This window comes from Bacillus pumilus, from assembly GCF_900186955.1.
GTDB classification, from domain to species: Bacteria; Bacillota; Bacilli; order Bacillales; family Bacillaceae; genus Bacillus; species Bacillus pumilus.
Genome location: NZ_LT906438.1, coordinates 2,219,532 through 2,241,747, shown reverse-complemented (window position 1 = coordinate 2,241,747; position 22,216 = coordinate 2,219,532). Strand labels below are relative to the sequence as shown.

Sequence of the window (22,216 nt, the reverse complement as noted above, 5' to 3'; positions counted from 1 at the left end):
AAACCCCCCTGGAGGTCAGTGCCGCCAGGGGGGTTTTGTTGTTATTTTGTTAAGGCTTTGACAATCTGTTTGAATGTCATTCCTGTTTTTAAATTGAACTTGCCTGCACGAATTTCTTTATGGTAGCCGGCGTCAATTACGTAATCATTAAAATCTTTAGACGAGTTGATGATGCCGTCCTTTTCAAGCATGTCTGAAACATCACTTGTACTCATACCGTTTTTAATCACAAATTTGATCGATTTGCCTTTAGGCTTGTCCTCTTTTTGTTGATCACTTTTAGAATCTCCGTCTTCATTTGCCTTCAGCGCTTTTTCCTTATAGTCAAGAAGCTGCTGGTACGTTTCACGGCTGACAGTGACTTCTTTTTTGGAGTCTAAATAGTTTTTCACGTCAGTGTCTGTTACTTTCTGTGCGAGGGTTTCTTTTGTTGTTGTATCAGCTGCTGCCTCGTCTTTCCCAGTGAGGAAAAAGACAATCGCAAGAACCCCAGTTGCAAGAATCATACCTGCTGCAAACGTTTGGATGCTTTTTTTCGTCATACAAGCACCCTCTCGTTGTCTTTAATGATCATGTTGACATCTTCTACAGATACATGCTCAGCGCGCGCAATGGCCTCAGGAGACATGCCATTTTGGTGCTTTGAAATGATCTGTCTTGCGATGGATGGATCAATTTCTGAATGCTTGCGGACGACGATGTTTGTTTCAAGTAATTCTTCTTCAAGCACTTTCATTTTCTTTTTCAGTTTATAGATTTCTTGCATTGCAGATAGTTGAAGTGTTTCAAGTTCCTGCTCGACTTCTTTAATCGGCTCTCTTTGAAAATATGAGAATGCGATCAGTACAATACTGACAACAAGCAATCCGATAATTGCAATTTCCATGTTTCATCACCTTTTATTCATATTTTAATGCTGAAAGCCATAAAAGGCTTCCAAGATTGTTTCAGACAGTTTTCGACCCTTCTTTTTTATACCATAAAAAAGCTAGTTTCAAAAGGAATTGCTGAAGAAAATCACCTTTTTTTCATCTTTTTTCTTTTTATATGTAAAACGGGTATGAAAACCTTGCTTCGCTGTCAAAATAAATGAAAGCGGCGGGGAGAAGAGGGTCTCTCATGTATACAGTACGACAAAGGATCAGGTTTTATAGGGGAGCAGACGATTTTTCATGACATAAGCATGCGATATGTAAGTGGATGCACTCAAATTGAAATTGGTGAAAAAACATTCTAGCATTCCTAAGCTAGAAGTGGTATTATAGTTAGGTCTGAATGTGAATTGATTTTAGTTTGGAGGGAAAAATATGCGCGTAAATATTACTCTAGCTTGCACTGAATGCGGTGAGCGTAACTATATTACTAAAAAGAATAAGCGAAACAATCCAGATCGCGTTGAATTCAAAAAGTATTGCTCACGTGATAAAAAACAAACTGTACATCGTGAAACAAAGTAAGCAGCAGGGAATTTTCCTGCTGTTTTTTTATGATGGGAGATGATCTGTATGAAAAAGGAGCTTCGCCTTCAAACATTAGCCAAGCTTGATCAAATAAGCGCTGAAGAATTTGAGCGCAGCACGGCTTTACTTCATGAGCACTTATTGCAGCTGCCAGCATGGAAACAGGCGAAAACGATCGCTTTGACGATGTCTAGTGGAAAAGAGATACCGACAATGCCTTTAATTGAAAAAGCGTGGGAAGAAGGAAAAACAGTATGTATCCCTACCTGTTTTCCGAAAACAAAAGAGATGATGTTTTATGAATATACACCCGAAACAAAGATGACACCCAGCTACTTTGGGCTATTGGAACCAGACCCTCAAGTATCAACAGCTGTACATAAAGAAACCATTGATTTAATCATTGTGCCTGGGGTATGCTTCGATCAAAAAGGCTACCGGATTGGATTTGGGGGCGGCTATTATGACCGCTACTTAGCTGACTATCACGGGGGAACCATTGCACTTTGTCTGTCTTTACAGCAAATCAGGCATGTGCCGACTGAAGCGCACGACATACCGGTGTCTATGATTGTCAGTGAAAAAGGCACGTTATATCAAAAGTAAAAGTCCGCTCATTGTCCAAAGAACGGGCTTTTTGTTGTTTCATAAGGTCATGGCATTTTAGCTGATAGGAGGTCCGTTTTGAAAAAATTTCGTGGAAAGAAAAGATACTTCCGCAATATGTGGGAGGAAGTGAATACTTGTGACCTAAAACTCGATCAGGATTCATGGTTTTATTTTTGGCATACGCACTTTGATTTTTTTGGGGTCGGGGAAAATAGCTTAAAAATAAGAAGAGAGCATATCAAAGCCCATATCGCTTTATATCATAGGCTGTTAAAACAGCTTGAAGGCTTTGAAAAGCCATACCAAACATGGATTTGTATTCACGAACATGACCCTGGTTTAGACGCTGTATATGTTCATACACCAAATCCATACGACAATTACTTCCCTCACAAGATAGAAGAGGTAGAGCAGAATTGTAAGCTGCCTCATACGTTCAAGGATTTAATCGATCTTCATCAATTTGACGTTTCTTATGATCAATCTGAGTGTGAAGAGGTCTATTATATTCAATCAAAAGAACAAGGGATTAGAGTGTGAAAGCATATCACATGGTAAGCGATAAAAATGATGGTTCATGCATAAACACATCCTATTTAAGCCACGATACGAACATAGGAGGGAATATGATGAATAAAATGATTTGGAGCATTGTGTTCACATTGTTTGCATTCGTTCTCGTGCAAAATCGTTACCGGCTGATGAATTTGATCTTAGGTCAAAATCAAGTGCGTCACTTTTTTATTAAGTGGCTGATGAAAATCCCATATTTTCGGACGAAATTTATTCGCCAAGCATTCTAATCCCGCAGACGCCGGGATTTTTTTGTTCAGAAATGCGGATCAGAACGATTCTTGTTATAATAATGTAAAAAATGGAGCGCGAATGAATGAATGTCATAGATAGTTTATTTTGGCGAGTTGTTGATGAATTAAGACAAAAAGGGTACGAGATGATTCAAAGTCCGTTTCCAGAAGATGAAATATTTTTTGAAGCACCACGAAACTCAGGGTATGATCTCATCCGTCTATATAGAAAAGATGTGAATTTTAAACAGGAGATCGTTCGAGATATCGAAGAACAGACGTATCGGATGGATCAGCTGAGAGAGGCCATGCGTAAACGTTCTCTGCATCTCTTACAGCTCCAATTTACAGCTGACGACCCTGTAGATGATTGGGAGGACCTAAACGGTCAACCGCAAAAAAAGCAAAAGGTGACGGTTACACCTGTATTACTGAATGCAGACACTCTTCAACACGACGTAAATGAGCTGCAAAAATGGCTCAATACATCTCTGACAGTGGATGTAGAAGAGGCAAAAAGAGACACAGCTGAAGATGTCATCCAGCTTAAAGTGAGCGTACTTCAAGCATTTGATGATCAGGAAAAGCAGCGTGAACGAGAACGGGCCGTTTTTCAAAATGGCAGACCGATTTTCACCTACCTGTTCATCGCTGTTCAAGTGGTGATGTTTCTTTTACTTGAACTATTTGGCGGAAGTACCAATACGGCAACTTTGACAGCGTTTGGTGCTAAAAATAATGGGCTGATCTTAGATGGAGAATGGTGGCGTCTGATTACACCAATGTTTTTGCATATTGGCTTGACACACTTACTCTTTAATACATTTGCTCTTTGGTCTGTCGGAGCGGCTGTTGAGAAAATTTATGGCTCATGGAGATTTTTGCTCATCTATTTCATTTCCGGCACTTTTGGTTCCATAGCGAGCTTTGTCTTTAATACGGCCATCGCAGCCGGTGCATCAGGCGCGATCTTTGGATGCTTAGGTGCACTATTATATTTGGCAATTTCTAACCGCAAGCTCTTCTTCCGGACGATGGGGACAAATATTATTGTGATCATCCTCATCAATTTAGGGATCGGCTTTACCGTATCAGGTATTGATAACGCAGGGCACCTTGGCGGTCTGGTTGGCGGTTTTTTAGCGGCTTTAGCTGTCCGGCTTCCTAAACAGGTGAAGCCTGTCAAAATGTTTCTTGCTAGTATTGTTCTACTGTTGATTGGTGGTTTTGGATTGTATACAGGGTTTCATTCAGACGATCAAAAGGAAGCGGCAGCAGTAAGTGAGGCAGCAAGTTTATTTGATGACAAGAACTATAACGAAGCAAGTAAACGTCTAGAGGAATATGTATATCAAAAGGATGCATCAGCTGAGGCTCTACATATATATGCACTATCGGAAGCCCAGCTCGGACACCTTGACAAAGCGATTGGATTTTTACAAAAGTCGCTTAAAAAAAATCCAGATGATCCAAATAAACTGTATCATTTATCGTTGTTGTACGTAGAAAAAGGAGAGACAGCGAAAGCAGAGGAACTAATAGAAAAAGGGTTAGACCAAGATCCAAAAAATGATCAATTTTTAAAGCTGAAACAATATATTGAAAACACGCAAACACATTGAATGACTTGACTGAAAGCGCATTTATGAATACGCTTATCCTATCTGTTGATGAGAAGAAATGGTGGAAACAATGAAAACGTTATATGATGTACAGCAGCTGCTCATGAGATTTGGAAATTATGTGTATTTCGGAGATCGTGAAGTGGAATTAGATTTTATGGCAGATGAACTGAAGGAAATGTATACATCGGGCATTATTGACCGGACAGAATGGTTAAACGCAATGACGATTCTTCAAATGGAACTAGCCAAATTAAATCGAAAAACAATGTGAAGGTGGAGGGCATATGATCGGGGATTGGTTTGTAGGAGTTGATCTTGGCGGTACGACAATTAAGCTTGCGTTCATTAACCTATATGGTGAAATTCAGCATAAGTGGGAGATTCCTACGGATAAATCAGGGCAGACGATCACAGTCGATATTGCCAAATCAATTGACCACAAACTAGTCGAAATCAGTATGCCCAAATCAGCGCTGATTGGGATTGGAATGGGTGCACCTGGGCCTGTAGATAAAGTATCTGGGATTGTCTATAAAACAACGAATCTCGGCTGGACAAACTATCCACTCAAAGATCACCTAGAGGCAGAGACCGGACTTCCATCTGTCATCGAAAATGATGCGAATATTGCTGCACTCGGTGAAATGTGGAAGGGTGCAGGCGATGGCGCAAAAAACATCCTGATGGTCACACTTGGCACAGGTGTTGGCGGCGGCATTATTGTAAATGGTGAAGTTGTTCAAGGTGAGACAGGGGCTGGCGGAGAAATTGGCCATATTTGTGCCGTTCCATTCCAAGGAGCACCGTGTAATTGCGGGAGAACAGGCTGTATTGAAACCATTGCATCTGCGACTGGCATCGTCCGGCTTGCAAAGGATAAATTAGTAACAGAGCAGCATACATCTTCACTTGGCACGCTCACTTCGCTGACTGCAAAGGAAGTGTTTAAGGCCGCTGAAAGTGGAGATGATCTTGCCATGCGTGTCGTAGAAGAAGTGACGACTCATCTTGGGCTTGTGTTAGCGAATCTTGCCAGTGCGTTAAACCCAACAAAAATCGTGATTGGCGGCGGTGTTTCAAAAGCAGGTGAGCTCCTTCGCAGTAAAGTAGAACGCGTTGTTAAGCATCACGCATTTCCGCCTTGCGCTGATGATGTCGAAGTCGTGATTGCCTCTCTCGGAAACGATGCAGGAGTCATCGGCGGTGCATGGATGGCAAAAAACAAATGGTTGTCTTAAACAAAAAAGTCATCATGATGTCATTTTTATTAAAAAAAGCGATAGATGGGCATGAAATGAAATGTTTAGCATATTCATAAGTTTGTCATGAGGAAAAAGACATTGATTTTCCAGCACATACAGGATAAGATATAGTTTAGTTATTTTTGAAGAAGCACCAATAATTAGGGTGTATCCCTAGCTTGAGTGCTCGCTTAGCATAAGGAGGTTACAATGCGAAAGAAAAGATTAAAGGCGATTTCATTTTTACTGATTGCGACATTGCTCATGTGGGTCAAAACCTATGTTATCTATAAATCTAGCTTCAATATTAAAATAGAAAATTTCATGCAGGAGTTCATCCTGTTTATTAATCCGCTTAGCTTTATCTTGTTTATCTTCGGAATCGGTTTATTTATGAAAGAAAAAAATCGCAATCGATATATCATCGTGACGAGCTTTATTCTGACATTTATTTTGTTAGCTAACATTGTGTTTTATCGATTCTATAGTGACTTTTTAACCATCCCCGTCCTATTTCAAACAAACAATATGGGTGACCTCGGGTCAAGTATTACCTCTTTAATTGAACCAGTCGATTTTCTAATGTTCGTTGATATTATCATTTTAATGTGGCTCTATAAAAAGCAGCCTTCCTTTAGAACGGATGTCACCATTTCACGAAAAGAACGAGCAGCCTATTATTTATTTGTGGCAGCGACTTTCTTCTTTAACCTTGGTTTGGCTGAAACAGAGAGACCAGAACTGCTCACTCGCTCATTTGACCGTGAGATGCTGGTGAAAAATATCAGCTTATATAATTTCCATATTTATGATGGAGTGCTGCAATCGAAGCAGTCTGCTCAACGAGCCCTTGCTGACAGCAATAGCTTAACAGAAATTGAAAACTATATAAGTGCAAATCAAACCGACCGTAATGAAAAGACGTTTGGTCAAGCAAAAGGACGAAATGTCATTCTTGTCTCACTTGAATCTACACAAAGTTTCGTGATCAATGAAAAACTAAACGGGAAAGAAATCACCCCGTTTTTAAACAAATTAATCAAGAAAAGCTACAACTTTACTAATTTCTATCATCAAACAGGTCAAGGGAAAACATCTGACTCAGAGTTTATTGTTGATAACTCTCTCTATCCACTTGGAAGAGGGGCTGTGTTCTTCACAAATCCAAGCAATGAGTTTACAGCCACACCTGAGCTGTTAAAGGATGAGGGGTACCATTCTTCTGTCATTCATGCGAATAACAAAAGTTTCTGGAACCGTGACCTGATCTACGATAGCTTTGGCTACGATAAGTTTTTTGATATTAAATCATTTGATGTAAATGAAGAAAATTCAGTTGGCTGGGGGCTGAAAGATGGTCCATTCTTCGAACAGTCAGCGGAATTGATGAAATCGATCCCGCAGCCTTTCTATACGAGATTGATTACATTAACGAATCACTTTCCGTTTGATCTAGATGAAGAAGATAAGCTCATTGATGAATATGATTCTAAGAGCAAAACGCTAAACAAGTTCTTTCCTACAGTGCGATATCAAGATGAGGCGCTGAAGATTTTCTTTGAAAAAATGAAGGAAACAGGTTTGTACGAAAATTCCATCTTTGTTTTATATGGGGATCACTATGGAATTTCGGAAAACCATAACGAAGCCATGGGGCAATTTTTAAATAAAGAGATTACGCCATTTGAAGAAGTGCAGCTTCAAAAAGTCCCGTTTGTTGTACACATTCCAGGGATCACAGACCAACATCCAAAAGAAATTGATACGGTAGGTGGTCAGGTCGATCTCCGCCCAACTGTACTCAATCTATTAGGAATTGATACAAGTAAACAAATTCAATTTGGCCATGACCTTTTATCGAAAGATACGAATGATTTTACCGTGCTTCGTGATGGCAGTTTTATTACGAAGGACAGTGTGTTCACAGATGGTGTTTGCTACAATAAAAAAACGGGTGAGCCAAGAGATGATGAGACTGTGTGTCAGTCTTATGAAGAGAAGGCAAAGCAAGAGCTCCAATTCTCTGATCAAATCATCTATGGGGATCTCCTTAGATTTTATGACCGGAATAGCCCGGACCATTCTCCATCCAAAAAAGAAGATGAAACTCAGCTAAAAAAGGCGTCCTAACATACGAGAAAACCTCTGTTATTTTTACATGCAGAGGTTTTCTTTTTTGGTCTGCCGGCTCATATAGTATGAGAGGAGGGATGTAAATGAAGACAACGTCGTTTGGGAAAATTGAATGGCAGCTAGATGGAGAGGAAAAGGATCATGTAGCAAAGCAGTTAGGGATAGGGAATGCAGCTTTCCATTTATCCAATCAAATCAGCAATGAGTACCTCCTTTTACCGGGATATCGACTTCCGGAAGGCATCCATTCATTTTCTTCCATAGGTGAGCTGCAGAAATTTATTGCGCCATACAGGCTGCAGCAATCCGATGATTGGATCAATGGAACCTTTGAATATGATAGTGCTCAATTAGAAGAAGAGTTGAGCCACTTGAAAGCCGCATTTCCTTTTCTTCAAATGAGCATCATAGGTCATTCAGTGCTTGATACACCTATTTATGAAATCCGAACAGAGCCTGTTCAGCATTTACATTCTATTCATTTGAATGCCTCTTTTCATGCAAATGAATGGATCACGACGTCTGTTTTAATAAAATGGCTGAAATCGCTGTGTTTGGCTGCATCTGACCCGGTGCAAGCAAGGCATCATGAAGCCGTTCATATTCTGCGAACCACAGCTCTCTCTATCGTACCATTGGTGAATCCAGATGGTGTGGACCTCGTACGAAATGGACCAGAGTCACTTGGTCTGAGCAGTGAAGAATTCACACCGCTACATGATGGATATGCTGACTATCAGGAGTGGAAAGCAAATATACGAGGGGTGGATTTGAACAATCAATTTCCTGCTTATTGGGAGATCGAATACTACCGTTATGAAACTAAGGCTCCGTCCAATCGAGGTTTTCCTGGGTATCAGCCGCTAACAGAGCCAGAAGCGAAAGCGATGGCAAATCTAGCGTTACGAAAACGCTTTGACAGGCTTGTTGCTCTCCATACACAAGGGGAAGAGATATACTGGGGGTTTCTTGGTCATGAACCAGCCATCTCAAAAGAAACGGTCAAACGATTCGAACAAGTAAGCGGCTATAAACCGGTTCAATATCTTGACAGCTATGCAGGCTATCGCGATTGGTTTATTTATCAATGTCACAATGAGGGGTATACAGTCGAGCTTGGCCTAGGAAAAAATCCTCTTTCCATGAATCAATTTGACACGATCTATGAGAAAACAAAGCGGTTGTTATGGGAAGCATGTAAGTGTTAAAAAGCACCTGTCAGGTGCTTTCAGCGTGTAGACAAACCCTCGCATTCGTTGTCAGGTCTGCGCGCTGGTGCTCACGAATGTTCAATTCGCTCCGCGCCAGTGCTCGCCCTTCCTAGACTTCAAAGGTTTTCTATCACGCTGAAAAGAAGACAAAGTGCTAAAATAAAAATCATTTTAGCACTTTGTCAACAATCTAAAAGCACCTGTCAGGTGCTTTTTACATTTGAACATGAAGCAATTTCTTATTGTCAATAAAAATAATGTTAGGGCAATTGACGAAGGCCAAATTGTGAGCTATTGTGAAAGGTATGGATGTAAAAAAAAGGATATGTTTTAGGGAGATGTCGATCATTGAGTGCTCAAAGCCTGTGGAAAAGGAATTTCACTTACTTATTTATGTCTAAAATGTGCAAAATAACAGCTGATAGTTTATCTTTCAACACCATCTTGTGGCTTTTAGTACTAGGCGGAAAAGGGGCAATTGGAACAGCCTTTTTTATTGCGGTCAGCTTTGTTCCGCAAGCCATTGTTGGGCCGCTAATTACCCCAATGATGAAGCCGCATCAATTGAAATTTTGGATGTGTTTTGCTGATTTAACAAGAGGAGCGATAATTCTTGTGATTGTGGTCAGTTACTTTTATGGTTTCACGCCATTAGCACTTGTTATTGGGTGTATGCTGCTTCATTCGGCAACTGGTGGCTCCTACGAACCGGCGTCTGTATCAATTATTCCAAAGCTTGTCCATGAGGACCTCATACAAAAAGCGAATGCAACTATTCAATCAGCAAGTCATGTAGTCAGGCTTGTGACGGTCACGGTTTGTGGTGTCATGATTGCGTTTGTAGGGGTAGGATATACAATGCTTGTGATTATTCCTCTTTATCTCTTGTCCGCTTTACTTGTATTAATCATTACATATGAAACAGAAATCATCATTGATAAAGCCAAAAAAGGGGTATCATACGGCAAAAGATTGATTCGGGGATTTTCACTTGTGAGAAGGCATCATATTTTGTTCCCATTGGCGATTTTTTGTGTCTGCTCAAACTTTGCTGCCGCACCATGGGAAGCATTGTCTGTTATTTATTTAACAGAGGATTTACATAGTGGACCCGTGATCTATTCATTTATTAAAGTCACAACGGCACTAGGTGCATTCTTGATGGGGTTTGTTTTGACAAAGGTAAAAGTGAACCGGTATGGGCTGCTGTTTATAGGTGCCGGGATTGTTGATGGAATCTCGTTTTTCATCACAGGTATGAACGCATTTTTACCACTTGTGTTTATATCAGCTTTTGCATTAGGTGCCGCCATCAGTGCAGTCAACGTGCCTGAACATACAATGATTCAATTGTCAGTAAAAGCAGAGGATCAGCCGCAAGTGTATGCAATTATCAATATGATTTCCTTCTTCATGATCCCGTTAGGCGCTCTCATTGGCGGCTATATGGCGACATTATTTGGTTCCGGATATGTCATTGCGGCTGGAGGCATCATTGAAGCTGTATCAGGGATATGCCTGCTGCTATTCACAAAAATTGGGAAGGTAGAGAGGGCGGATTTGACGATAGAACGGGACAAACCTTCTTTAAATGCAACGTGAGCATGGCATGATGGATTGCGAATAGGTTACAATGAGGACGAGAAAACATGAGGATTTGAGTGGAAAGGGGCAATAAACATGGCCATAGCAGATGTCACTATCATTCCAATAGGCACGGAAACACCAAGTGTCAGTGCTTATGTAGCAGATGTACAAAGAATTTTAGAAGGCTTTCAAAAAGAAGGGAAAATTAATTATCAACTAACACCAATGAATACATTAATTGAAGGTGAATTATCCGTTTTATTTGAAGTCATTCAGCACATTCATGAAGCACCTTTTGAAAAGGGACTGCACCGCGTAGCGACCAATATCCGCATTGATGACAGGCGGGATCAAACCACAACGCTTACAAGTAAAATAGAAAGCGTGAATAAGCACTTGAATCAATAAAAAAAGCCTGCTAAATGCAGGCTTTCAGCGTGTAGACAAACCCTCGCATTCGGTGTCAGTCCTGCGTGCCGGTGCTCACGAATATCAAATTCGCTCCGCTCCGGTACTCGTCCTTCCTAGGCTGCAAAGGTTTTCTATCAAGCTGAAAAGAAGACAAAGGGCTAAAATCAAGATCATTTTAGCCCTTTGTCAATAATCTAAAAGCCTGCCATATGCAGGCTTTTTAATGTGCAGTTGGATAACCGCTATAGATGATGGTCATGACAGTAAACCAGCCAAAAACCAAAAATGTCGCGCCAGCAAAAGCGATGGCAAGTACGTTCACTTTTTTAAGTGAGCGATAGATCCCGAGTGCAGCTAAAATCGTGACTAGACCAAAAATAATGACGAGCATCATGTGAAAGTCCCCCTTTGTCATCAATCCCCTTGATTTCCTTTCTTTTCATTTTAACCGTTTTCATAAAGCTTGTCGAGTAGATTCCAGTTGACGATTGTTTGAATTTTTATTGTGTAGCCTTCATAATAAAAAAGAATGAATAAAGTAGGTGATGAAAATGAATTGGAGAAGAATGCCACTAGGCTATGTACAAGCGAATGCGTATATTTGGAAAAATGAGCACGGAGAATGTTTAATCTTTGATCCAGGCGGTGAAGCACAAAAGCTAATTTCCTATGTAAAAGAAAAACAGCTCACACCGCTTGCGGTCTTACTGACACATGCTCATTTTGATCATATCGGTGCCGCAGATGAAGTGCGCGCAGAGTGGGGAGTGCCACTCTATGTACACGAGAATGAAAAAGAATGGCTCACGAACGCTGAATTAAACGGTTCAGCTCGATTGATTGGAAATGGAATTACGGTCAAAGAAGCTGAAAAATTAATTACGTCAGAAGGAACTCTTCAAATTGGATCGTTTACATTAGAGATGTTCCACACTCCTGGGCATTCACCAGGCAGTGTGTCTTACTATTCGGCGGAAGAAGGATTTGTGATTTCTGGTGACACGCTATTTGAAGGCGGCATCGGGAGAACAGATTTAGTAGGGGGCAGTCAAGAAGTGCTGCTTCAATCAATTCATAACAAATTATTGTCTTTACCAGAATCAACTCTTGTTTTAAGTGGACATGGCGGAGAAACCACTGTACTTACGGAGCAGGAACAAAATCCATTTATCAATGGCTTTTCTCTTTAAACGTATGAAAAAAAGCATCTCTTTTTATAGAGATGCTCAGCGTGTAGACAAACCCTCGCATTCGTTGTCAGGTCTGCGCTTCGGTGCTCACGAATGTCAAATTCGCTCCGCTCCGATGCTCGTCCTTCCTAGACTTCAAAGGTTTTCTATCACGCTGAAAAGAAGACAAAAGGCTAAAATAAAATCATTTTAGCCCTTTGTCAACAATCTGAGCATCTCTTTTTATAGCGATGCTTTTTTTCAATTAATGTCCGGTACCGGGAACCATGATGAAAATCGAATAATATGTAAATCCGGCAAAGAAAATCGTCAAGTACGCTCCGAAAATGTAAATATACATTCTTTCGGATAAATTCAAGTAGGATAAAAATACAAAAAGAACGGTTTGACCGAAGAACAGCAACGATGCATCTTTCATATGCCCTAAATAGAACATGACAGCAAAAATACCCGTCCAAAAGCCAAGCACGCGGAACATGCGATTCATTTCTTTCCCTCCCCTTAAAAAAACCCCTTTGATTCATATTATAGCTGATCACCACTTGTTATGTAAACATTTACATTTTTGACAACGTGTGAACATTTATTTTACGAGTAGAAAAATTTTTTTGAAAAAGTGATCAAAACGTGTTTATGCTGAAATACATGAGGGTACTTACTCCATAAGAGAAAAGGTTAACGACCTAAGGAGGAAGACTAATGAGTGACATTACTTTTTATTCATACCCGAGCTGCACGTCTTGCCGCAAAACAAAACATTGGTTAAAGGCGAATCAAATTGATTTTAAAGAGCGTCACCTTTTCAGAGAAACGCCAACACTAGAAGAATTAAAAAAGATCCTTTCCTTAACAACAGAAGGAATGGATGAAATTTTAGCCACACGAAGTCAGGCTTTTAAAAGCTTAAATTTAAATATTAATGATTTAAAAGTAAACGAGGTTCTTCAGCTTCTTATTGAAAAACCAAAACTGCTCCGAAGACCAATTATCATTGATGGAAATAAATTAGTAGTAGGCTATAATCCAGGCGAACTCATGAAATTATCAAAAAAGAAAGCGATACATCAATCAGTTTCCTAATAAAAACGAAGATCAGCTGAAACATGCTTCAGCCGTCTTCGTTTTTGTGCTGAACTGGGCTAGCTGGGTTCGAACCAACGATCACGGAGTCAAAGTCCATTGCCTTACCACTTGGCTATAGCCCAATATCAAACGTGTAATGATATTGTTCACCATCTGCGGTCATTTATACATAAAAGTTGTATGTCACGAGTTTTAAGTGAAAAAGGAGCGGAAGAAGTAAATGAAAAATGAAAAATCTAAGCAATTATATGAATTTATCCTAAAAGAAGCCCCCGTCATGACCGAAGAATGGCTGAAAACAAGAACAGAAGAAGGCTCATTATATTCCAAACATGCTTCAGAGGAAACGGAAATGAAGTTGAAGGAACAGAACACAGCGTTTATTCAAACCATTGCAGCAACGCTTGTGACGCTGTCAGACAAAGTAGAAAATCATTTGAAAAAGTGGTCTGTTGATATCGCACGTGATCGAGCCGTTCACGAAGTGCCTTTATATGAAATCATTGGACAATTTAAGATATTTCGTCAGATTTTCTGTTCGAGAATCGAGAAATTCATACTAGAAACTGAGCTTGAAGTGACGCTCCAAGATGTATGCGGGTGGAATCAGCATTTTCATTCAACGTTTGATGATATGATCGAGCGTTTATCAGAGGAATACGACCGCGTGACACTGAGTCAGCTCAATGCACAAAGAGAGATGATTCAGGAACTGAGTGCTCCTGTTATTCCAGTTTCAAAGGAAATCGGAATTTTGCCGCTCATCGGGGAGATTGATACGTACCGGGCCAAAATTATTTTGGAATCCGTGCTAGAACAGGCTTCAAGACTGCGTCTAACGCATTTGTTTATTGATATATCAGGCGTACCGATCGTTGATACGATGGTTGCTTATCAGCTGTTTAAAGTGGTGGATAGTGCGAAGCTTCTAGGCATTGAGACGATTATTTCAGGCATCCGCCCAGAAATTGCTCAAACCGTTGTGAAACTCGGCATTGATTTCTCAAAAGTAAATACAGAACACAGCCTTGCAAAAGCCTTGGAAAAAAGAGGATTTCGTATTTTTGAAGAACAGCCGCAAGAAGCCACATGACTAAAAAACCTGCACTTGTAAAAGTCAGGTTTTTTTATATGCACTTTTTTAAAAAACCACGTTTTCCATCGCAAGCTGATGATTTTTTCGATTGATTAGGCATTAAAATGATAAATTGCTCTTTTGTCAGACAGGTTCCTCTGACTTACAATATGGTCAGAGAAGGGAGTGGACCATTTGTATGGGATTGAATACTTGGGACAAGAGCTGCTAGAAGAAGCATGCCGCATGAGAGCATCTGATGTGCACATTGTTCCAAAGGAAAAGAAAGCGTCGGTATCTTTCCGCGTAGACTCAGATTTAATTCAGCAGCGAACCATTGATAAAAAAAGCGGCGAGCGGCTCATTGCTCATTTTAAATTTTTATCATCCATGGATATCGGAGAAAAACGGAGACCGCAAAATGGGTCATTAGCTGTGATGCTAAGAAGGGGTCAGGTGTTTATTCGGATGTCTACCCTACCAACTGTAAATGATGAGAGCTTAGTGATTAGAATATTACCGCAGGATCATGTTCCAAAAATAAAACATCTGTCACTATTTCCGAAAGCCTCCACCAGGTTATTATCATTTTTGAATCATTCGCATGGGCTCATTTTATTTACCGGTCCAACCAATTCAGGGAAAACAACAACCCTTTATTCATTGATCCAGTTTGCAAAAAAGAATTTCAACAGAAATATTATTACACTTGAAGATCCTGTGGAAACGAGAAATGAAGAAGTGCTGCAGGTTCAAGTAAATGAAAAAGCCGGTATCACATATGCCGCAGGATTACGCGCTATTTTAAGACATGATCCAGATATGATTGTGCTAGGAGAAATAAGAGATGCTGAAACGGCTCGAACGGCAATTAGAGCAGCACTGACAGGCCATTTAGTGATGAGTACACTCCATGCGAAAAATGCAAAAGGAGCCCTTTATCGTATGCTTGAATTTGGTGTCACGATGAATGAACTCGAACAAACGATGGTGGCGATTGCTGCGCAGCGATTAATCGAGCTCACCTGTCCTTTTTGCGGAGAAACATGCCAGCTTTACTGTAAATTAAATCGACCGGTCAGACGAACAAATGTATTTGAACTGCTGTTCGGAAAGGAGCTTCGTGAGTGTATCAAGGAGGCTAAAGGAGAATATGCTCACTCGTCATATGAAACACTGCAAAGATTAATTCGTAAAGGAGTGGCACTAGGCTATTTATCGAAAAACACCTATCATCGCTGGGTTTATGAAGAAGCAAGCCTCTAAAGCATGGTCTAAAAAGGATCAAGCGGAATGTCTATCAAAACTTGCTCAATTGATTCAGGCTGGATATACACTGATTGAGGCATTAACGATGTTGAATATCCAGTTGTCGAACAAGCAGCAGCAACAATTAGCACCGGGCATTCAGTGGCTGCTCGAAGGGGAGCCTTTTTATGTGGTGCTAGAAAGACTCCATTTTCAGCGGGAAGTCATCGCCATTTTAAGCTTCTCCGAAAAGCATGGAAGTCTAGCAAAAGCACTTGAACAAAGCGCACGGTTTTTAGAGAAAAAAATTAAACAGGTAGATACGTTTAAACGCATATTACGTTACCCGATTTTCCTCATCTTTACAGTTTTGATCGTGCTCATACTCGTTCAGCAAATGATTATTCCTCAATTTTCTCTCTTGTACTCCTCGATGGATACCCGAATGTCATGGCTGATTCAAGGTATGTTTGGACTCTTTCAATTGCTGCATGTATCTCTCCTCCTCATCGGCTGTGTGTGTATCTGTCTGACTGGATACTATGCTTTCTTTTTTAGGAAAAAATCTACCCTTGAGAAGCTGAGGGTGATCAGCAGGTTTCCTTTTTTATATAAAGGAATGCGGCTGATGCATACGTATCTTTTCTCTCTACAGTTAAGCGGACTGCTTCAGGCTGGATTATCGATGTATGAGAGCTTGCTAGCTTTTAAGCAGCAAAGCTACTTACCCTTTCTTCAAGAAATATCAGAACAGATGATTGAAGAGTTAAGAAAAGGAGAGAGAATGGCACATCAAGTGAGCCTGTCTCCTTTTTTTGAAAAACGTTTTGCAGCCGTCATCGAGCATGGTGAAGCGAGCGGGATGCTTGCAAGAGAAATGTACACGTACAGTCAATTTCTATTAGAGAATGCAGAGCTGAAAATTGAAAAATGGATGTCGTGGCTGCAGCCGGTTATCTATGGACTGACGGCAATTCTTATACTCATTGTGTATTTATCTATTCTTTTACCAATGTATCAACTGATGGAGCAAGTGTAAGGAGGAGGGCAAAGACATGAATGATAAAGGATTTACTCTGTTAGAAATGTTAATTGTCATGCTTGTGATTTCGATTCTTTTACTTATTACCATTCCGAATATTACTCGTCACCACCAAACGATTCAAGCAAAGGGCTGTGAAGGGCTTAAATCAATGGTGAGCACTCAGGTGATGGCATATGAATTAGAGCACGATGGCAAGACACCATCTTTAGCTGAATTAGAAAAAGAAGGCTATGTTAAAAAGGGATTAACGTGTCCTAATGGAAAAGCAATTGTCATTCAAAACGGCCATGTGAAGCATGAATAAATTAATTTTTCATGAAAAGGGTTTTACCCTCATAGAACAGCTAATGATCTTACTGGTTCTATCGATTCTATTGTCGATCATAGGAGTAAAAATCCCAAATTTAATAGAAGACGCTGAAGCCAAAAAACAAGTGAACATCATGAAACAAGATTTTCAATTGGCTGCTAATACTGCATTTGTCAAAAAAACACGTGTATATGTTGAATTCCATCCGCCACATGTATCGTATCAAGTAATCGATCAAAAGGATGGCGAAGTCATTGCTTCTTTTCAGCAACAAAAGGGAAGCATTCAGGCTTCTACATTTCCACAAGGTATCTATTTTAATGTAAACGGACATCCAAGCAGCGGCGGGTCTCTCATCATTCAATTTGGCAGTCAAACGTATAAGCTCACGATCTATTTAGGAAGCGGGCGAATCCATGTTCAAAAGCAATAGAGGGTTTAGTACGATAGAAGCGCTGTTTGCTTGTCATATCTTCCTATTTGCAGCCCTTGTGCTTATGCCGGCCTATGAAAAAATCATAATAGGGAAAAATGAAGTAAGAGCCAAACTTGAGGCTTATCAAATTTTGCATGAACAGATGAATGAATCGTTCATAGAGGGTACAAAATCTTCTGTCAAAAAGAAGCGAGGCGACATCACATATGTATTCAATTGGAGTAAAGAGAAGGGATGTGTATCATACAACATACAAAAAAAGCAGACCATATGCTTTCACCAGGTTGCTGAACGGTGAACAAGGTTTTACCTTTGTCCAGGCTTTATGGCAATTGCAGCTATTTTTGTTCCTTTCTTTTGGCTGTGTACTGATCTTTTCTACAGCTGAGAAAGCCCGTCCTTTTGAAGAGATTAACCGATTTTCGCAAATGGAGTGGAAACAGACTGTTCTGCAATTAGATGAGGAATTAAGCCGAGCAACGGCTGTTCGATCGGTGCAAGGAGGTAAAGCGTTAGAGTATGTATCTGATCAAGGGCGAGTCGTAACGATTGAGCCATATCAAGAGATGCTTCGGAAGCGAATGGATCAAGCAGGCCATCTCCCTTTATTGCAAAAGGTGAAAGAATTTCGCGTGAGAACAAATCAGCATAGAGCTATCCTTAAAGTCACAGATGAGTCTGGTAAGGTGTATGAAGCTGTTTTTTTCATATATAAAGGGGTGGTTCCTACATCGTGAAAAGGGAAGGAGGATTTATCTATCCGCATGTACTGGCTGCAATTCTATTTTTTCTCTTGATCCTAGGGGCGATGACGATAGGGTTTCAAAAAGAGCTGAGAAGTGCAGAGCTGACGATTTCGTTTTATAAAAAACAGCAGCTTTTCAGGGTGGGTGCGAGTGAAGCTGCCCGTACATTCCATCGTTTGTGTGAACAGCAGCAAACTCATATTCACACTGAAGAAGGCCGCGTGACATTAAAGAAGATAACATGCGATCAAAAGAAAAAGCGTATCCACATGTTAGTCAGGGTGAAAACAAAAGATGGTTTATCAGATGAACGGGAACTCGTGCTGAATTGGAAGACCCGTGAAATCATGAAATGGGCAAACCGTGAATAGCCAGTGTATAAAATGATCCTCTTCCTGGTAACACTTGAAGAAAGAAGAGGTGAATGTGCTTGAAAACAAATGACTATGTAAAATATATGACACAGGAAATCATTAAATATATGAATACACCACGTGACGAACGGAAAGAACATAAACAAGAGAGAATGGAAACGAAACCGCCATTTTCACAGCGTTTATTTGGGGTTCTGCCGTTTGGGTTTTCAATGATGCTAAAAAAACGTAAGCGACATCGACAAAAGTAAAAAGCCGCCAGCAGGCGGTTTTTTTATGCCCCATTAGCTGTATTCTTCCACAACAATCACTTTATTGACCTTGTTTGAGTAAGGGTTATAAGAAATAGTGACAAATACCCCAAATTCTTTGGTGTGGTCTTTTAACGTAATATGATACTGTTTCACAGATTCCTTCTCACGATGACGGTCCCATACTTTTTGTTTGAATAAGACTTGCGTTAGCGGATATCGTTTCTTTGCTTCTTTGACTGCCCGCGTTTCCCATTGATCTGCGGCGGCAGTGAAACCTCTCGCATCCGCAGGATTGGCGTCTTGTATCATAGGACCCAACAGTAAACTGAGCATGATTATCATCTTTCCATATTTCACTTCACATCACCTCACCTGCTATTATTCTGACCAAATGCTGCACTTTTATGTAAATTTTTAAGAAGTACAAATGTCACACAAAAAAATATTGAATACGGCGAAAGAATGAGAAAATGGAAGAATTTTCTCGTAATCATTCTTGTTTAAGAACAAAATGGACTAATTTGACGTTTTGGGTTTTATAGGTATTTCCTTATACTGTATGTAATCGTTCTTATTAAAGAACAATCGTTCAAGGAGTTGGAGAATGAATGAAACAGTCGTTCTTTGTACTTTTTTGTGCCATTTGTTTGATTTTCACGTCACTCTTGATCTCAAAAACGAACGCTTCTTTTAACGATATTGAGCACTCAAATTTTGTCATGAAAACATGCGAAAATTTTGAACAGACGGACCAGCATTGTCAGACTTCCAAATGGGATAGAAGTCATTTGGAGCTCATTGATCAAACGATGATCAAAAGAACAGTCTGCGCGCCTCAAAGCTTGAGCATGACATTAAAAAATAGTGGACAACCTATTGCACACTCTGAATGGAAATGGGAATTACATAAAGTGAAAAGTGAGCAGAAGCCGTTACAAGATGGTCATATTCTTGAAAAAGGCTCTATACAGTCCCTTCTTTCTCAACAAACAACGACTGTCACGACAGATAAAGCAAAAACGAATGGAATCTATGTGTTTAAAATCTATTACCCTAAAGGTTTTGAAGGATCTGGAGAAGCATTTATATGGTCTAAACATATGCAGCTCGCAAAGTGTCAAGAAAAGGCATCCTAAATGGAGCTGTCTTCTAAATGAAACAATGATAGGCGAAGGGGAGAAGAGGTCATGAAGAAATGGATGAAGATGTCTGGAAGTATTCTTTATGTGGTGGTGTTCACGGTGATGATTGCATGTATTATTGTCGTATTGTCATCAAGAACTACAGGGGGAGATCCTCAAATTTTCGGTTATCAATTCAAGCAAGTATTATCTGGCTCAATGGAACCAGAATTTTCGACTGGCTCACTCATTGTCGTAAAAGAAGTGACTTCACCGGAGGCACTTAAAAAAGGGGATATTATCACATTTCAAACGAAGCAGGACCAGTCTTATGTGACCCACCGAATTGTTGGGGTGAAAGGAAAGGGAGCAAATAAAGCCTTTGAGACGAAAGGTGACCACAATATGTATCAGGACGGCACGCTAGTAAAAGCGGATCAGGTGGCTGCGCAGTATACGGGTGTGACCATTCCATATGCAGGAAAGCTTCTTTCGTATGCAGGGACTTCGGCTGGAACCGCGTTGCTGCTCATTATACCAGGTGTGATGCTGCTCGTTTATTCGACTCTTCATTTTGTAGGCGCTGCAAAACACCGAAGACACACGGCCGATTTACAGATGTCAGAGGAACAAGCTTAAATTTTCGTTTGTAACCTAATTAGGTTTCAATAAAACAATTTATTAGGGGGTTCATTCATGGCAAAGAAAAGATCAATTCGTTTAGGTGTATTATCAGGGGCTTTAGGCCTGGCATTAATTGGTGGGGGGACATGGGCGGCGTTTAACGATGTAGAAACGGCAAATGCGGTCTACTCGACAGGAGAGCTGGATTTATCTGCAAAAGAGAACTCCGGCGCCATCAACCTTTCAAACTTAAAACCTGGTGATCGCATCAAGAAAGAATTTAATTTTGAAAATAAAGGATCACTTGCGATCAATCAAGTGCTGATGAGTCTTGATTACAGCCAGTTTCAAGATGGAGCTTCCTCGAAAAATGGCGGTAAGAATACAGCTGAAGAATTTCTCAGTCAGTTTCAGGTGAGTGTTCTGACGGTTGGAGCCGAAGGTGGAAATGGTTATCCGAAAAATATTATCTTAGATGCTGCAAACCTGCTTGACTTGCATGAACTAACGGCAAAACAGGATCAGACTGCATTTGAAAAGCTTCGTCATGCCGTCGATGAGAAGTTTTTACATGAAAGTGGGAAGATTAATGTAGCAACTGTTGATGGAACAGTGGCTCCAGAGTATGACGGCATACCAAAGAACCCGTTTGATTACGATAAAATGGAAATGATCATTGAATTTGTCAATGACCAGACGAAGGATAAAGCTGGTCACTATATCCAAAATAAATACCAAGGCGATGCGATTCAAATTGATCTTTCCTTCGAAGCGACTCAGTGGAATGGTTTAACGATCAATCCCAAAAAGCATACGGATGAAAAAGGCTACGTGAAAGAAAACGAAAAAGCACACAGCGAAGATAAAAAATAAAGTCAGTCTTTAGACTGATATCAAGTTCTGCATAGCAATTGGAGGAGTATGCGCTAAAATGTGCGCTTTACTCCTCTTCTTGCTTTTTTTCTCCAGATTTGATAATCTAAAAATTCACGAAATTGCTTTTTCGAAACCCCTGATGTCATTGCATCTCGAACTAGTTTTTCCCATTCACTATCTAATTGACCATCGTATTCGGTTTCATCTTTTTCGTGTAACAGTGTATGAACCGAGACGTCCAGAACAGCGGAGACTTTTTCAAGAAATTGAATGGAGGGGTTTGTTTGCAAGTTTCTTTCTATTGAGCTTAAATAAGACTTCGCTACCCCAGCCTTTTCGGCCAGTTCTGATAGTGAGTAGCCTTTTTCATTGCGGTATTGTTTAATACGCTGGCCAATCAATGTCATCACCTTCCTTTCGATATTATAGCACATTCAGAAAGGTTTGATAGAATGACTTCTTACCAGAGGGTGAGACTCAGAGGACTTTTCACTTGATTTGAGGAATTGACGGACTTCTTCTACTGTTAGCCCTGCTTTACGAGCTTCAAGTAATAATTGAACCCATTCACTGTCTAATATGTTCGTTTTCTTTTCCATACAAATACCCTCCTAAAATACTGAATCATGTATTTCAGGCACTTAACGCATGAAATGGAAAGACACAGGTGGTAAGACCTCATAGTTTGCTTGCGTCATTTTTCCGCCCAATACAAACAGACAAACGTTGCTTTTGGCTGATCGAAAATTGT

The 22,216-nt window shown here is 40.2% G+C and carries 32 protein-coding genes and 1 tRNA gene; 25 read left to right on the top strand and 8 right to left on the bottom strand.

What is annotated here, in order from left to right; genetic code table 11:
• Positions 1–41: 41 nt before the first annotated feature.
• Positions 42–542: an endolytic transglycosylase MltG gene (locus tag CKW02_RS11485; RefSeq protein WP_003217472.1), complete on the bottom strand. Its 501-nt coding sequence runs from the start codon at positions 540–542 to the stop codon at positions 42–44.
• Complete coding sequence (locus CKW02_RS11480) at positions 539–886, bottom strand: hypothetical protein (protein ID WP_003217285.1); 348 nt, start codon at positions 884–886, stop codon at positions 539–541. The genes CKW02_RS11485 and CKW02_RS11480 overlap by 4 nt, the downstream gene beginning before the upstream one ends.
• Before the next feature lie 421 nt (positions 887–1,307).
• On the opposite strand from CKW02_RS11480, the gene rpmG reads away from it, so the two are divergent.
• The 11 genes from rpmG (at position 1,308) to CKW02_RS11420 (ending at position 11,080) form a co-directional block, all read left to right on the top strand.
• Positions 1,308–1,457 carry a 50S ribosomal protein L33 gene (gene rpmG / locus CKW02_RS11475; RefSeq protein ID WP_012010579.1) on the top strand — a complete coding sequence of 50 codons (150 nt, stop codon included), beginning with the start codon at positions 1,308–1,310 and terminating at the stop codon, positions 1,455–1,457.
• A 48-nt stretch (positions 1,458–1,505) separates the two neighbouring features.
• Complete coding sequence (locus tag CKW02_RS11470; RefSeq protein WP_003217476.1) at positions 1,506–2,066, top strand: 5-formyltetrahydrofolate cyclo-ligase; 561 nt, start codon at positions 1,506–1,508, stop codon at positions 2,064–2,066.
• 78 nt (positions 2,067–2,144) lie between these two features.
• Positions 2,145–2,609 carry a hypothetical protein gene (locus CKW02_RS11465; protein ID WP_003217369.1) on the top strand — a complete coding sequence of 155 codons (465 nt, stop codon included), beginning with the start codon at positions 2,145–2,147 and terminating at the stop codon, positions 2,607–2,609.
• Positions 2,610–2,698: 89 nt separating this feature from the next.
• Entirely contained in the window at positions 2,699–2,872 is a 174-nt protein-coding gene (locus CKW02_RS20290) for a hypothetical protein (RefSeq protein ID WP_017367602.1), read from the top strand.
• 86 nt (positions 2,873–2,958) lie between these two features.
• Positions 2,959–4,497 (top strand): rhomboid family protein, encoded by a 1,539-nt coding sequence (locus CKW02_RS11455; RefSeq protein ID WP_003217348.1) that lies wholly within the window; start codon positions 2,959–2,961, stop codon positions 4,495–4,497.
• Positions 4,498–4,567: 70 nt separating this feature from the next.
• Positions 4,568–4,771, top strand: a complete 204-nt coding sequence (locus CKW02_RS11450) for a YqgQ family protein (RefSeq protein WP_034620832.1) — start codon at positions 4,568–4,570, stop codon at positions 4,769–4,771.
• Between the two features lie 13 nt (positions 4,772–4,784).
• Positions 4,785–5,738, top strand: a complete 954-nt coding sequence (locus tag CKW02_RS11445; RefSeq protein WP_003217302.1) for an ROK family glucokinase — start codon at positions 4,785–4,787, stop codon at positions 5,736–5,738.
• Between the two features lie 213 nt (positions 5,739–5,951).
• Positions 5,952–7,871: an LTA synthase family protein gene (locus tag CKW02_RS11440; RefSeq protein WP_003217406.1), complete on the top strand. Its 1,920-nt coding sequence runs from the start codon at positions 5,952–5,954 to the stop codon at positions 7,869–7,871.
• Positions 7,872–7,957: 86 nt separating this feature from the next.
• A complete protein-coding gene (locus tag CKW02_RS11435) occupies positions 7,958–9,082 on the top strand; it encodes a M14 family metallopeptidase (protein ID WP_003217367.1) in 1,125 nt (374 codons plus the stop codon).
• Between the two features lie 351 nt (positions 9,083–9,433).
• A complete protein-coding gene (locus tag CKW02_RS11425) occupies positions 9,434–10,687 on the top strand; it encodes an MFS transporter (protein ID WP_003217413.1) in 1,254 nt (417 codons plus the stop codon).
• Positions 10,688–10,765: 78 nt separating this feature from the next.
• Positions 10,766–11,080, top strand: coding sequence for an MTH1187 family thiamine-binding protein (locus CKW02_RS11420; RefSeq protein WP_003217504.1), 315 nt, complete (start codon positions 10,766–10,768; stop codon positions 11,078–11,080).
• Between the two features lie 223 nt (positions 11,081–11,303).
• On the opposite strand, the gene CKW02_RS11415 is transcribed toward CKW02_RS11420, so the two are convergent.
• Entirely contained in the window at positions 11,304–11,477 is a 174-nt protein-coding gene (locus CKW02_RS11415) for a DUF2759 domain-containing protein (protein ID WP_003217333.1), read from the bottom strand.
• 157 nt (positions 11,478–11,634) lie between these two features.
• On the opposite strand from CKW02_RS11415, the gene CKW02_RS11410 reads away from it, so the two are divergent.
• Positions 11,635–12,273 carry an MBL fold metallo-hydrolase gene (locus CKW02_RS11410; protein WP_003217463.1) on the top strand — a complete coding sequence of 213 codons (639 nt, stop codon included), beginning with the start codon at positions 11,635–11,637 and terminating at the stop codon, positions 12,271–12,273.
• Positions 12,274–12,517: 244 nt separating this feature from the next.
• Here CKW02_RS11410 and CKW02_RS11400 read toward each other — a convergent pair whose 3' ends face one another.
• Positions 12,518–12,760: a DUF2626 domain-containing protein gene (locus CKW02_RS11400; protein WP_003217440.1), complete on the bottom strand. Its 243-nt coding sequence runs from the start codon at positions 12,758–12,760 to the stop codon at positions 12,518–12,520.
• A gap of 212 nt (positions 12,761–12,972) precedes the next feature.
• Here CKW02_RS11400 and CKW02_RS11395 point away from each other — a divergent pair, with 212 nt between their 5' ends.
• On the top strand, positions 12,973–13,353 hold the full coding sequence (locus CKW02_RS11395; protein WP_003217382.1) for a Spx/MgsR family RNA polymerase-binding regulatory protein: 381 nt from the start codon (positions 12,973–12,975) through the stop codon (positions 13,351–13,353).
• A gap of 54 nt (positions 13,354–13,407) precedes the next feature.
• Here CKW02_RS11395 and CKW02_RS11390 read toward each other — a convergent pair.
• Positions 13,408–13,478: transfer RNA gene (locus CKW02_RS11390), tRNA-Gln, on the bottom strand.
• Positions 13,479–13,576: 98 nt separating this feature from the next.
• On the opposite strand from CKW02_RS11390, the gene CKW02_RS11385 reads away from it, so the two are divergent.
• The 9 genes from CKW02_RS11385 to CKW02_RS11345 all read left to right on the top strand — a co-directional run bounded on the left by CKW02_RS11385 (position 13,577) and on the right by CKW02_RS11345 (position 18,841).
• Positions 13,577–14,449, top strand: coding sequence for an STAS domain-containing protein (locus CKW02_RS11385; RefSeq protein ID WP_003217438.1), 873 nt, complete (start codon positions 13,577–13,579; stop codon positions 14,447–14,449).
• 177 nt (positions 14,450–14,626) lie between these two features.
• Positions 14,627–15,697 (top strand): competence type IV pilus ATPase ComGA, encoded by a 1,071-nt coding sequence (gene comGA / locus CKW02_RS11380; protein ID WP_003217401.1) that lies wholly within the window; start codon positions 14,627–14,629, stop codon positions 15,695–15,697.
• Positions 15,678–16,718 carry a competence type IV pilus assembly protein ComGB gene (gene comGB / locus CKW02_RS11375; protein ID WP_003217311.1) on the top strand — a complete coding sequence of 347 codons (1,041 nt, stop codon included), beginning with the start codon at positions 15,678–15,680 and terminating at the stop codon, positions 16,716–16,718. Before comGA ends, comGB begins: the two co-directional genes overlap by 20 nt.
• A gap of 16 nt (positions 16,719–16,734) precedes the next feature.
• A complete protein-coding gene (gene comGC, locus CKW02_RS11370; protein WP_003217322.1) occupies positions 16,735–17,028 on the top strand; it encodes a competence type IV pilus major pilin ComGC in 294 nt (97 codons plus the stop codon).
• Positions 17,021–17,467, top strand: coding sequence for a competence type IV pilus minor pilin ComGD (gene comGD / locus CKW02_RS11365; protein WP_003217424.1), 447 nt, complete (start codon positions 17,021–17,023; stop codon positions 17,465–17,467). Before comGC ends, comGD begins: the two co-directional genes overlap by 8 nt.
• The gene (gene comGE, locus CKW02_RS20605; RefSeq protein ID WP_003217390.1) at positions 17,451–17,768 is read left to right on the top strand and encodes a competence type IV pilus minor pilin ComGE; all 318 of its coding nucleotides are present in this window, start codon (positions 17,451–17,453) and stop codon (positions 17,766–17,768) included. The genes comGD and comGE overlap by 17 nt, the downstream gene beginning before the upstream one ends.
• A complete protein-coding gene (comGF, locus tag CKW02_RS11355; RefSeq protein ID WP_226803663.1) occupies positions 17,677–18,207 on the top strand; it encodes a competence type IV pilus minor pilin ComGF in 531 nt (176 codons plus the stop codon). Before comGE ends, comGF begins: the two co-directional genes overlap by 92 nt.
• Complete coding sequence (locus tag CKW02_RS11350) at positions 18,204–18,587, top strand: competence type IV pilus minor pilin ComGG (protein WP_003217479.1); 384 nt, start codon at positions 18,204–18,206, stop codon at positions 18,585–18,587. The genes comGF and CKW02_RS11350 overlap by 4 nt, the downstream gene beginning before the upstream one ends.
• 59 nt (positions 18,588–18,646) lie before the next feature.
• Positions 18,647–18,841 carry a YqzE family protein gene (locus CKW02_RS11345; RefSeq protein ID WP_034620826.1) on the top strand — a complete coding sequence of 65 codons (195 nt, stop codon included), beginning with the start codon at positions 18,647–18,649 and terminating at the stop codon, positions 18,839–18,841.
• 33 nt (positions 18,842–18,874) lie between these two features.
• Here CKW02_RS11345 and CKW02_RS11340 read toward each other — a convergent pair whose 3' ends face one another.
• Entirely contained in the window at positions 18,875–19,153 is a 279-nt protein-coding gene (locus tag CKW02_RS11340; RefSeq protein WP_003217457.1) for a DUF3889 domain-containing protein, read from the bottom strand.
• 299 nt (positions 19,154–19,452) lie between these two features.
• On the opposite strand from CKW02_RS11340, the gene tapA reads away from it, so the two are divergent.
• Genes tapA through tasA form a run of 3 tightly spaced genes read left to right on the top strand, consistent with a single transcriptional unit; the run spans position 19,453 to position 21,462 of the window.
• A complete protein-coding gene (tapA, locus tag CKW02_RS11335) occupies positions 19,453–19,980 on the top strand; it encodes an amyloid fiber anchoring/assembly protein TapA (RefSeq protein ID WP_003217325.1) in 528 nt (175 codons plus the stop codon).
• Between the two features lie 51 nt (positions 19,981–20,031).
• Positions 20,032–20,604, top strand: a complete 573-nt coding sequence (gene sipW / locus CKW02_RS11330; protein ID WP_003217306.1) for a signal peptidase I SipW — start codon at positions 20,032–20,034, stop codon at positions 20,602–20,604.
• Between the two features lie 57 nt (positions 20,605–20,661).
• The gene (gene tasA / locus CKW02_RS11325) at positions 20,662–21,462 is read left to right on the top strand and encodes a biofilm matrix protein TasA (protein ID WP_003217403.1); all 801 of its coding nucleotides are present in this window, start codon (positions 20,662–20,664) and stop codon (positions 21,460–21,462) included.
• 53 nt (positions 21,463–21,515) lie between these two features.
• On the opposite strand, the gene sinR is transcribed toward tasA, so the two are convergent.
• Together sinR and CKW02_RS11315 are read right to left on the bottom strand one after the other, a co-directional pair.
• Positions 21,516–21,866: a transcriptional regulator SinR gene (gene sinR, locus CKW02_RS11320; protein WP_095117844.1), complete on the bottom strand. Its 351-nt coding sequence runs from the start codon at positions 21,864–21,866 to the stop codon at positions 21,516–21,518.
• A 33-nt stretch (positions 21,867–21,899) separates the two neighbouring features.
• On the bottom strand, positions 21,900–22,064 hold the full coding sequence (locus CKW02_RS11315) for an anti-repressor SinI family protein (protein WP_003217357.1): 165 nt from the start codon (positions 22,062–22,064) through the stop codon (positions 21,900–21,902).
• Positions 22,065–22,216 lie beyond the last annotated feature (152 nt).